This is a genomic window from Arcticibacter sp. (assembly GCF_053551015.1).
Genome location: NZ_JBMQOB010000022.1, coordinates 82,972 through 94,963, shown reverse-complemented (window position 1 = coordinate 94,963; position 11,992 = coordinate 82,972). Strand labels below are relative to the sequence as shown.

At 47.1% G+C, this 11,992-nt stretch carries 9 protein-coding genes and 1 tRNA gene; 9 read left to right on the top strand and 1 reads right to left on the bottom strand.

The features are described 5' to 3' along the window. The first annotated feature begins 1 nt into the window (after position 1). From ACO1NU_RS15770 to ACO1NU_RS15755, 4 genes are all read left to right on the top strand, one after another. Entirely contained in the window at positions 2-1,441 is a 1,440-nt protein-coding gene (locus ACO1NU_RS15770) for a redoxin domain-containing protein (protein ID WP_448819459.1), read from the top strand. Positions 1,442-1,477: 36 nt separating this feature from the next. Next, on the top strand, positions 1,478-2,689 hold the full coding sequence (locus ACO1NU_RS15765) for a gliding motility-associated C-terminal domain-containing protein (protein ID WP_448819458.1): 1,212 nt from the start codon (positions 1,478-1,480) through the stop codon (positions 2,687-2,689). Between the two features lie 28 nt (positions 2,690-2,717). After that, positions 2,718-3,659, top strand: coding sequence for a PorP/SprF family type IX secretion system membrane protein (locus ACO1NU_RS15760; protein WP_448819457.1), 942 nt, complete (start codon positions 2,718-2,720; stop codon positions 3,657-3,659). 124 nt (positions 3,660-3,783) lie between these two features. After that, positions 3,784-3,858: transfer RNA gene (locus ACO1NU_RS15755), tRNA-Val, on the top strand. 85 nt (positions 3,859-3,943) lie between these two features. Here the strand turns inward: ACO1NU_RS15755 and ACO1NU_RS15750 are convergent. Beyond that, complete coding sequence (locus tag ACO1NU_RS15750) at positions 3,944-4,651, bottom strand: PRC-barrel domain-containing protein (protein ID WP_448819456.1); 708 nt, start codon at positions 4,649-4,651, stop codon at positions 3,944-3,946. Positions 4,652-5,130: 479 nt separating this feature from the next. Between ACO1NU_RS15750 and ACO1NU_RS15745 the strand changes: the two genes are divergently transcribed. From ACO1NU_RS15745 to ACO1NU_RS15725, 5 genes are all read left to right on the top strand, one after another. Next, a complete protein-coding gene (locus ACO1NU_RS15745) occupies positions 5,131-5,499 on the top strand; it encodes a BlaI/MecI/CopY family transcriptional regulator (protein ID WP_448819455.1) in 369 nt (122 codons plus the stop codon). 5 nt (positions 5,500-5,504) lie between these two features. Continuing rightward, positions 5,505-7,316, top strand: a complete 1,812-nt coding sequence (locus ACO1NU_RS15740; RefSeq protein WP_448819454.1) for an energy transducer TonB — start codon at positions 5,505-5,507, stop codon at positions 7,314-7,316. A gap of 107 nt (positions 7,317-7,423) precedes the next feature. Then, positions 7,424-8,488 carry a substrate-binding domain-containing protein gene (locus tag ACO1NU_RS15735; RefSeq protein WP_448819453.1) on the top strand — a complete coding sequence of 355 codons (1,065 nt, stop codon included), beginning with the start codon at positions 7,424-7,426 and terminating at the stop codon, positions 8,486-8,488. A 152-nt stretch (positions 8,489-8,640) separates the two neighbouring features. Further along, positions 8,641-10,560 (top strand): glucosamine-6-phosphate deaminase, encoded by a 1,920-nt coding sequence (gene nagB / locus ACO1NU_RS15730; RefSeq protein WP_448819452.1) that lies wholly within the window; start codon positions 8,641-8,643, stop codon positions 10,558-10,560. Positions 10,561-10,591: 31 nt separating this feature from the next. Next, on the top strand, positions 10,592-11,884 hold the full coding sequence (locus tag ACO1NU_RS15725) for a sugar MFS transporter (RefSeq protein ID WP_448819451.1): 1,293 nt from the start codon (positions 10,592-10,594) through the stop codon (positions 11,882-11,884). Positions 11,885-11,992 lie beyond the last annotated feature (108 nt).

The window sequence follows — 11,992 nt, the reverse complement described above, 5'->3', positions numbered from 1 at the left end:
AATGAAAAGAGAAATATATATCGTTTATAGTCTGATAGTCAGCGTGGCCATGCTCGCAGGCAATCTGTATGCACAAAACAGGCAACTCCAGGTTCATCTGGAGGGTGTGTTCTCCGCCAAAGTATCCCTGATGCCCATGGTCGGCGCGAAGGCCTTCAAGCCTCTATATGAAAGCCCGGAGGTAAAACCCGGAGAGACGCTCAAGATATCCATCCCGGCAGATCAGCTGCCCGGGCAGTTTGTTCTCCGCTGTGATTATCAGGAAAGGGAGGGTAGCACTCCTTACCCGGCGGAGCGCAATATTATTATTCACGAACAGGATCTGGAGATGTGGCTCAGACCTAAAGCGATCAATAATCCCGATAGCACCTTTTTCCAAAAAGGTGAAATAGAAAATGCATGGCTTGCCCGGTTCATGCAGAACAATACCAAACGGAGGGAACAACTGGGTTTGCTGCAAAGCTTCCTCATGAACTACGATCGCCCGGAGTCTGCTTTTTTCAAAGAGGGAGCAGCGGAGTATGAAGGCAGGCGTCGGAGCTATAATACCTGGATCGCGGCACAAACGCAGCAGGATAAAAATGCCTTTATAAGCAATATCTACGGCTTCGAACTGCTTCCTGCACTAAGCTGGCAGGGCTCCGCTGGACAGCGCATGGAGAGTTTGCTGGAACATTACTTTGATCATATCGACCTGAGCAATCCCTTGCTGATCAGGGTACCTCAGTTAAGGACCTGGACAGATCAGTACGTCAATATTTATGGTACCAGAGCTACGTCGCCAGCGATAAGGGATTCCCTTTTTACCCTTGCCGGAAAAAGGGCTATCGAAAAGGCGCGGACCGGCCATCCGCTGGTATATGGCTGGATGGTGGACTATTTTTATAAGGGATACGAAGGGTTCAATATCAGCTCCGGAATACAAATGTTAGAACCCTATTTGGCAGATCCGCGTTGTCTCACGTCCAAACGGCTGGAAATTGAAAAACGGCTCAAAGGAATCGAATCTATCAGACCGGGAGCGATTGCTCCTGATTTTCAGATTACCGATCAGTCAGGAAAGACGAGCCGCTTGCATGATTATAAGAAAGGCGCGGCCTACAAACTGCTCCTCTTTTGGTCGGCCGACTGCCAGCACTGCCTGGAGTTAGTGCAGAAACTCTATCCCTGGTACCTTGAAACCGGACGGAAGAATCGCATGGAGGTCCTTGCAGTAAGCCTTGACTTTACTGACGTGGAGGTTGCAAAGTGGAATGATGCCCGGCTAAAGATGGACGAATGGAAGCATATCCATGCTAGGGGAGGGATCAATAGCGAGGAGGCGAGCGCATATTACGTATTGGCCACTCCGGTCATGATACTGATAGACCCGGCAACAAGTAAGATCCTCGCCCTGCCTGAAACGATAGAACAATTAAACAGAGCATTAAAGTTGAAGTAGAACATGGTTCAGATCAAGATGATACATTACATAAGTATGCGGCGTTTGCTGATAGGTTTGCTGACATTGTTCGCTCTGCTGCCCGTTCAGCTTCAAGCTCAGCTAACAGTAGGAGCAGAGGGGATGACGGTGAAAAAAGGAACAACCTTGTCTGTGGACGGGCTGGCACTTGTGCCGGATGTCGATCTGTCGCTCAAAAGCCTATCCATTACAAGAGAGTCCATTCCTGTTCAATGGCCGCAGTTCAGCGGCATCAAACGGCAGTACCGTTTCAGCAGTCCCATCGCTTATCAGGGATCAGTCGCTATGACTTTCCTTGATTCTGAGCTGAATGGGAATGAAGCCCAGAATCTCGTCGTAGCCCACACTGCTGCGGGGCTGGGTGCAGGCTATATGGATTATACCTTGTCATCAGGCAGTATAATCAATTCGTTCAGAAAGGTGATCAGTCAGGACTTTGCAAAGCTAACCACTATGACCGGATTAACGGCTGTTACTCCCGGTTCGCTGCTGGTACCTGTTACACCCGCGAATGCCACTATTTGCGATGGCTCGACGATTACCCTCCGGACCATACGGGGAGCCTCCTGGCAATGGTTCCGTGACGGAATGCTCTTGCCGGGTAGCGTAGGTCAGGAACTTATTGTCAGCCGCTCGGGAAATTACACTGTGCGGGTAGTTTTTGAAAGCGGATCATCTGTCATGTCGGACCCTGCCTCCGTAACCGTCAACACTGCACTAGTTGGCAATCTTATCTCAGAACGCGGTACATCCATATCGCTCGGCGAAACGACAACTCTGATTGCTTCAGGAGGATTGTCCTACTTCTGGGAGGATGAAGAAGGGATCGTATCAGGCATGCACACCGACTCCCTGGTGGTCCGTCCTTCAAAGAACACCACTTACAAGGTTGTGATCAGCAATGGTTCAGGCTGTAATGTGGTCAAGACCATTGATATTGCTGTTAAAGATGACTACCGGACCCTGCTGGCCAATAATATTCTGACGCCCAATGGAGATGGTGTGAATGATGTATGGGTGGTTAAAAACCTGGACCTGTATCCCAACAATGAGGTCGTGATATTTGACCGTGCAGGACGGGTCGTTTTCAAGCAGATCGACTATAAGAATACCTGGGATGGAACATTGAACGGTGTGCCACTTCCTGAGGATACCTACTACTACGCCCTGTATATCAACTCAGGAAAAGGAAAGCTGACCGGATTTATAACGCTTGTTCGCGACTAACAAAAAACATAAGAATAAACGAATGCTTGTGAATTTATATATAAACAAAAGAATCATGTCGGCAGGATGGACACTCCTGCTCATCCTGGCTTGCAAAGGAGAGATTATGGCGCAGTTGGTGCCGATGGCTTCCCAATATTATGAAAATGAGTATCTGGGGAATCCTGCCTTCGCGGGGCTGAAGAAAGATGTAAGGGTTAACCTGAGTACCCGCAACCAATGGAAGTCGCTGCCTGGATCACCCTCTACCCACTCCCTTACAGCTGATTACTATCTGGAGGGTGTTGCCGGTGGTAGGGTTGGGACGGGTCTAAACATCTACAGCGATAAGGCTGGCCTTATCAGGCGAACTCGCGTGGTGGGCAGCTACTCCTACCAACTGCCTCTCAACGGAGACGATCAGACGCTACGTTTCGGTGTTTCCCTTGGTGTGATGAATGAAAAGCTGGATTTCGATGCGATGATTGGCGACCCGAACGACCTGTCTGCAGATCGCTTTAATGAAAGAAAGTCTTACCTGGACGGGGATTTCGGTATTGCCTATATTCAGAACAGGCTGACCATACAGGGGGCACTTCCCAATCTCAAGAAGTTGATGAAGAAAGACCTGAATGCCACCGTAGACGGATCTACGTTCTTTATGGCCTTCTCGTACAAGATAGGCCGCGAGCTGGAGCTTATCTGTATTGAACCCAAATTCTGCTTCCGCGGAGCCAGGGATATAAACAACCTCTGGGATGTGGGTACCAATATCAAATTCTCTAATAATGCCATTTACCTCATGGGAATGTATCATAGTAGCCGAAGTTCAACTATCGGTCTGGGGCTCAACTACCAGGAGAAGGTGCTGATTCAGGGTTATTATACCAGTCAACTCGCTGCTCAACGCCTGGATACCGGAGGAAGTTTCGAGGTTAATTTGCAGGTGCCCATCGTTGTTAAAGGAAAGAAGCGGGGCTCCTTATTCTGATGCCATCTAGCAGTTATGCCTCTCCGCTCTTAAATGCAGCCTTTAACAAAAAAGAAAGAAAATGTTGCTTATTTGATAAACGTTACTATATTTGCAGTCCCAAACCGAAACAAGGTAGGGAAAAGGAGGCTTAGCTCAGCTGGTTCAGAGCATCTGCCTTACAAGCAGAGGGTCACTGGTTCGAACCCAGTAGCCTCCACAAAAAAGGACAAGTTCATATAGAGCTTGTCCTTTTTTATTTTATAGCCGTTTAGAGGATCGATCGATGCTCTACCTGATTAATTCTATACCGCATTATAGTTAAACTCCTGCCGGCCTTTCAGTAAGTCCAGGCTCTCGCTGTAATAGATCGCTGAACTTTCCCGCTCCACCCGCTGAATGCTGTGTACATCAAGCTGAATCTTTTTATTGTTAAACCAGCTACCAGCATCCACAACAAGGGAAGTAATATGCCAGTTCTCGTCAACCAGGAAGTCGGTAGCTTCTCCAATAAGTCCGTCAGCTCCCTGGACGTCATAACGCGTCGTGTGTTTGACTCCGTGAAGATGGTTCTCATGTCCTTCTCCGGAGTTGCTTTGATGTAACTCGTCGGAGATCCGCTCGTCCAGTGGAATTCCCGGCGCTACCACTCCTCCAACCATTCCGCTGGTCATGAAGCCAATTCCTGATTCTTCCGGATAGGGCCAGGAATAATGGGTGTATAAACCTTCTGTCTGTTCGAGCGACAGAGGCTGATTGAGATTAACATCGGGACTCGATTTTACCTGTTCTTTGGTCAGATTCACCGGAAATGTCTTCTGATCCCAATTCGGTTGTTGCAGTGCTACAGGTGAGATGAGCACTTTTCGTCCAAAGAGCCAGTTCCCTGTTTCAACAACCAGGTAACGCACGTTCCAGGTCTTGTCATCGAAGCAAAAATCTGTAACGTGACCGATCTCACCATCGGTGGCGCCGATGGAATATCCGAGTAAACGGTGAAGGCTGTGTAGCATAAGTATCCTTTCTGATTTGGTTAACTACTTATATTACAAATCGATAAAATATTTGTTTTAACAGACCGACGAGTCGGGTATGAAAAGAGACGACGCGATTCAGACGGTGTGTTGTGCTTGACGCAAAGAGTTTATGTAGTCGGCAGGAAAAGTCTTCATTATCTGCTGCGACTGGTCATGATGCTCACTGCTCTTCTGATGTGTTTTCCATCTCCCTCGAGAGAGCAAGCTCGAAAGAGATGACTCTCCGGTAGGATTTAAATTGTTTTTTGTTTAAGACAGGGTAGTACAGGGGTGCTGCTGGGGTCTACGGCTACTTTCATAATAGCCGTTTGGTTCATCAGGTCGTTCCATGATGGCTGGGATATGGATCTAAGATCATACAGGTTGAAGCACCCGCTAAAAAATAAATATTAAACTAACAAAATAGTTGTAAAACTAGAAAGTTAGTTATATCTTAGGTTTATAATCATACGGACATGGAAATAAAAGAGTTAACGAAAGCGGAGGAGCAGATTATGCAAGTCTTATGGGATATCGGAAAAGGCTTCGTGAAAGATGTGATAGGGCAGTTGCCGGAACCCAAACCAGCCTACAACACGGTATCCACCATTATCCGCATTTTGGAAACAAAGGGTTTTATTGATCATGAAGCTTTTGGTAAGAGTCACCGTTACTATCCGCTGGTCAGTAAGGAAGACTACAAGAGTTTTGCTACAGGCAAGCTGCTAAGCAATTATTTCAGCAATTCGGTGGAGAACATGTTTTCGTTCTTTGTGAAGGAAAAGAAGATCGACCTGAAGGAGGCTGATGAGATTCTGAAGTTAATTAAGAACCTAAAGAAATAACCGCTATGAACGCTTTCGAATATTTTGTTCAGGTGAACGGCTATCTGATGCTATTTTACGCTTTCTTTTATCTGCTCTTGAAAAATGAGACATTTTTCCATCTGAACAGGGTCTATCTGATTGGAGGTGCCTTGCTCTCATTCCTGATTCCGCTGTTGCATTCGGATTGGATTAATGACTTATTCGGTTTGAGGCCGGTCGTTGAAACAAAGATGTTCATTAATGCCTGGCTTATTCCGGTAATCGTGGCAGAGGATTCCGGGCCGAGTTGGACGATTAGCGACTGGGTTGTCGTAGCCTATCTGGCTGTTACGCTGACTTTGTTTCTCCGCTTCATATTCCGGCTTGCATACTTGCTGATTAAACCGGTTTATGAAAAGAGTGTAGCCTATTCATTTTTCAACCGGATATTCATTGCCGATTCGCTGAAGAGCTATACGGCGATCCACAAACATGAAGAAACTCACGCACGGCAATATCACTCCGTGGACGTCATCCTTCTTGAACTGATATCCATAGTCATATGGTATAATCCGGTGGTTTACCTCTACCGGCGGTCGGTTAAGCACATCCATGAATTTATCGCGGACGAGGTCGCCTGCATCCAGGAGAGAAAGGAAGATTACGCGATGTTGCTTTTAAGTAATACGCTGGGTGTTCCGGTGAGCCAGCTAGCAAATAATTTTTTCAACGAATCACTTTTAAAAAAACGAATTATGATGCTCTACAAAAAGAAATCAACCCGCTCTGCTTTGCTGAAGTATGGGTTGTCAGCGCCACTGTTTGTTGGTATGCTTGTATTCTCCTCGGCTAAGATAGTCGCCGGAAGTAAAGAGATTGTAGAAGTTGCGGATATGGCAGAGCCGATTACGACGCTGCAGAAAATAGAGGAAAAGGGAAAGGAAGTTGTGGAGCAAGCAGGGGCTAAAAAGCTGTCTGATGCATTCACCGGAATAGAGGAAATGCCCGAAAATCGCATGGTTGGGGAAATAGCGGATACGGTAAAGGAGCAGAAAGAGGTTCAAGGGAGCAGCGATGTGCTGACAGACGTCAGGTCCATCGATCAAATGCCTGATTTTCCTGGTGGGATGAGCGCTTTCTACAAGTACATCGCGAGTACTTTTAAAATGCCAGAGGCTGCCCGGAAAAATAAAGTGTCAGGGAAAGTTATTGCTTCGTTTGTTGTAGAGACAGATGGAACATTGACGGATATTAAGATCCTGAGAGATCTGGGATCAGGCATAGGCGAGGAGGCCATCCGCGTAATGCAGGGATCCCCGAAATGGACCCCAGGTAAGCAAAAAGGTAAGCTGGTAAGAGTTCAATATACCTTGCCCATTGCTATCACCACAGGAAATGCAGGGATAAAAACTGGGCTGGTACCTGATACGGTTAGCAATGTCGGTAATAGGCTTAAACGGCCGTTTCTGGGAGATATGCCAAGTGGGGGAGTGAGTCCGTTATATATATTAGACGGAAAGGAAGTTAGTGATTCCGATCTCAGGAGTCTTTCTCCTGAAAATGTCGAATCGCTCGCCGTTTTCAAAGATGCTTCTACTACAGCGATTTATGGTGACAAAGGAAAGAATGGAGTGGTAAAAATTACTACCAAGGCTATCAGCGGGAAAAATGCTCAACCGGCTAGAAAGTCTCAAGGTTTAGTCGTCATCAACGGTAAAATACAAAATGAGCTATACGATCTGAATACCCTTGATCCCGCTAAAGTGAAATCAATAAATGTGCTCAGAGGGCCGGATGCTATTGCTCAGTACGGCGTGAGCGGTAAAGATGGTGTCCTCCTCATTGAGCTGAGATAGACATTTGATGGCCTGCTCTCATAGGGGCCATCTTTTAATTTCCTAAAATTGCTTAAACTTGCTTCAGGCGGCCACTCAATAGAGCAGGTCGCTTGAAACAGGAGCTTATGAGTAATAAAGTTGTTCGGATTAAAGATATCGCGGAGAAGGCCGGAGTATCGACCGGAACTGTGGACCGGGTTTTACATGACCGGGGCCGGGTTTCGCAGGACGTGAAAGAGAAGGTGCTCAAGATCATCAAAGAGATGGAGTACGAGCCCAACTACAGTGCGCGAGCTCTTGGTTCCAACAAGATATACAACATCGCTGCCCTCGTTCCGAGCCATTCGTCTGATTCTTACTGGAACGAAGCGATCATGGGCATTGAAAAGGCAGAGAAAGAACTGAAGCAATACGGAATCACTGTAACCAGGTACAGTTTCAATCTGCACGAGGTAGGTTCTTTTGTGGGAAAAGCGAAAGAAGTAACGCTTAAAGGTCCCGATGGCATTATCCTCGCTCCGCTTTTCTATAAAGAAACACTCCCTTTTTTCGATGAGTGGAATACGCTGGGCATTCCTTTTATTATTTTCAACACTCAGATCTCCGAGTACAATCCGCTGAGTTATATCGGACAGGATTCCTATCAGAGTGGTTTGCTGGCAGGTCGCTTACTGAGTCAGCTTCATGCTGATCCCTGCTCGATCCTGATTGCGCACATCGATGAGGACATCGGAAATGCAACTCACTTGATGAAGAAGGAGCAGGGATTTCGTAACTACTTCAGTCATAATAATCTTTCAGGAAAGTACACCCTTCATCGCGTGGAGCTGCAGCGGAAAGATTATGCGCTCTTCCAGAGACAAATGGACGACTTAATAGAAAATAATCCGGAGCTGCAGGGGATCTATGTGACTACCTCTAAAGGATATGCCATTGCCACCTACCTGGAGCAACGCCATATAAAAGGGCTGAAGCTGGTTTGTTATGACCTCGTGCCGAAGAATATTCATTTTTTGAACCGTGGCATTATCAGTTTCCTAATCAACCAGAACCCGAGAGGACAAGGCTATTGGAGCGTAAATCATATGGCCGACTACCTCGTATTTAAAAAGAAGGTGCCGGTAATCAAATACATGCCGCTGGATATTATTGCAAAAGAGAATCTGAATTATTTCATCCATGAGGAATAATTTTTTTCGCTTCAAAAGTGTGTGCGGAAACACTTTTAAAGCAATTATGACATGTTATGCTGCTGCGTGTGCCATTTGTGCGCACACGCAGCTTGTTTTGATCGTTTTTATTGTCTAAGTTTGAATTAGAGTACAGAATAGCATTAAATACCATGTCAAGATTAAACTTATTAGAAGAAACCCGTTACGAGAAACTGCCGGTAACCGTTTATCCTGATTCAGGATCTGCGTCGCGCGCGGTTGCGAAAAGGATTGCTGATTTGATCAGACGAAAACAGTCTAAAGGTGAAACTACAGTCCTGGGGCTGGCTACCGGAGCAACGCCGGTTAAGGTGTATGCGGAGCTGATCCGTCTTCACAAGGAAGAAGGCCTGAGCTTCGCCAATGTAGTAACTTTTAATCTCGACGAGTATTATCCGATGCAGCCTGATGCTGCACAGAGCTATGTGTATTTCATGAAGGAGCAGTTGTTCGATCATATCGATATCGATATGAACAACGTGCATATCCCGAATGGAACCCTTGCTCAGGAAGACATCGCGGCTTTCTGCCTGGCTTACGAACAGAAGATCAGTGCTTATGGAGGTCTGGATCTTCAAATTCTGGGTATTGGTCGTACGGGACACATCGGCTTCAATGAGCCGGGGTCTGCACCAAACTCGGGAACCCGCCTGGTTACCTTAGATGATCTGACACGTCGTGACGCTGCGCATGACTTTGGAGGTAAGGAAAATGTGCCTACCAAGGCGATTACTATGGGTATCGGTACTATCTTCAAAGCCAGGGAAATTGTCCTGATGGCATGGAACAGGAAGAAAGCCGGGATCATAAAGAAGGCGGTAGAGGGCGAGATATCTTCGGAGGTTCCTGCGACCTATTTGCAGCTGTCTGATCACGTGGAGTTCGTTCTCGATGAGGAGGCTGCATCTGAGCTGACACGTTTTGACACTCCCTGGGAGGTTAAAGACTGTGTCTGGGACGAGGCCCTGATCAAGAAGGCGGTCATCTGGCTTGCAAAAACACTGAAGAAACCAATCCTTAAATTAACAGAGGAGGATTATAATAACCACGGCATGGCGCAACTTGCAACTGAGCGTGGTCCGGTTTACAATATCAATATCCATATCTTCAATAAGATTCAGCACACCATCACCGGCTGGCCTGGAGGTAAGCCGAATGCAGACGATAGTCAGCGTCCGGAACGTGCTCTTCCCGATGTGAAGCGTGCGATTATTTTTTCGCCGCATCCAGATGATGATGTGATCTCGATGGGAGGTACGTTCATCCGCCTTGCAGATCAGGGACACGATGTTCACGTAGCTTACCAGACATCCGGGAATACTGCTGTATGGGATGAGGATGTACTGCGTTTTACAGAGTTCGCGATCGACTATGCCAAGGCAAGAGGAGAGGATGCATCTGTACAGGAACAGGCGTACGAAGACATGCGGAAATTTATCGAGGTAAAACAGCCTAACCAGCCGGATACACTCGAAATAAGAAATATCAAAGGCCTGATCAGAAAGGGTGAGGCGATTGCGGGAGCACGTTTTGCGGGACTTCCTGATGAGAATATTCATTTCATGGCACTGCCGTTCTACGATCGTCAGAAGACTTCCAGAAAGGTTTCCTTCGAGGATGATATTCAGCAAACGATGGAGCTGCTCCGTCAGGTGAAACCGCATCAGGTGTTTGCTGCAGGTGACTTTGCTGATCCGCACGGAACACACAAGGTTTGCTTCGATATCATCCTGGAAGCACTAAAACGTTTGAAGGGTACTGAAGAATGGGTGGACGACTGCTGGCTGTGGCTTTACAGAGGTGCATGGCATGAATTTGAGGTGCATGAAATAGAAATGGCAGTTCCTTTGTCTCCACAGGAAGTAGAACGCAAGAAACTTGCTATATTTAAGCATCAATCTCAGAAAGACCTTCCTGTGTTCCCGGGTGATGATGCCAGAGAGTTCTGGGTGAGAGCGGAAGAACGTAACCGCGAAACCGCTCTTGCTTATGATCAGCTTGGTTTGGCTGAGTACGAGGCCATGGAGGCCTTCGTGAGATATAAATTTTAAATCTTAGCAAGCTATAGCATTTTAATCAAGAATGGAAAAGCCAGTATCCTACTCAGCGCCGGTTAAACAATCCGGTATTCCTCCGATCGCAATTATTGGGGCATTGTTCTTCATCTTCGGGTTTGTTACCTGGCTGAACTCTGTGCTGATCCCTTACCTGCGGATTGCATGTGAACTCAATAATTTTGAGTCTTACCTGGTCACTTTTGCTTTCTATATCTCCTATCTGGTGATGGCAATTCCCTCTGCATGGGTATTGAAGATCACTGGTTTCAAAAAGGGGATGGCGCTCGGACTGGGTATTATGGCCCTCGGAGCATTGGTGTTCATTCCGGCAGCGATGATCCGGATGTATGAGCTGTTCCTGCTGGGGCTTTTCGTTCAGGGTACGGGACTGGCCTTGCTGCAGACTGCTTCGAATCCCTATATTACGATCCTTGGCCCTCCGGAGAGTGCTGCCAAACGGATCAGTATCATGGGGATCTGTAATAAGGTTGCGGGCTCTATCGCTCCGATTGTGCTTGGTGCTGTAGCATTGAAGAACGCAGATGAGCTGCAGATCAGGATCAAGACCATGTCTGAAGTGGAAAAAGCTGTGGAGCTGGATATGCTGGCCGGACGTGTAATTCTTCCGTACATCATCATTATGGCAGTACTGGTCCTTCTGGGCGTGTTGATCAGTCGGTCAACGCTACCGGAAATTGATACAGAGACAGAGGACGAATTCGTTGCTGCCGCTAATACAGGCAAAACGAGTATCCTGCAGTTTCCGCACCTGTTACTGGGTGTAGCAACCGTATTCCTGTACGTTGGCGTGGAAGTAATTGCGGGAGATACTATCATCAGTTATGGTGCTTCACAAGGCATTGCCCTGGAGACTGCGACCTACTTCACTACCTTGACACTGTTTGGAATGATCGTTGGTTACCTGGTAGGTATCTTTTGCATTCCGAAGTACTTTTCACAGGAGACGGCCATGAAGGTGTTCGCTATTATGGGTGTTATCTTTACGGTAGCAGCTATATTGACTCACGGATACATATCGGTGATGTTTATTGCCCTGCTAGGCTTCGCGAATTCACTGGTGTGGCCTGCTATATGGCCGCTCGCGCTTTCGGGCCTTGGTCGCTTTACGAAGATCGGGTCTTCTTTACTGGTGATGGGTATTGCGGGGGGAGCGATCCTGCCACTTGTCTACGGACATTTTGCAGATACCTGGAATCCACAGGAGGCTTACTGGATTGCCGTTCCATGTTACCTGTTCATCTGGTTCTATGCGGTGAAAGGGTATAACGTAGGGAGAAAAGTAAAGATGCATATATAGCGCGCCAAGCGCATTTGATAATAGAACCGGCGGTCTGCTTTCAGCAGGCCGCCTTTTTTGTTGCTCTTCAGCCGGCTTATTGTACTCTAAAACCAGGTAATTTCTATA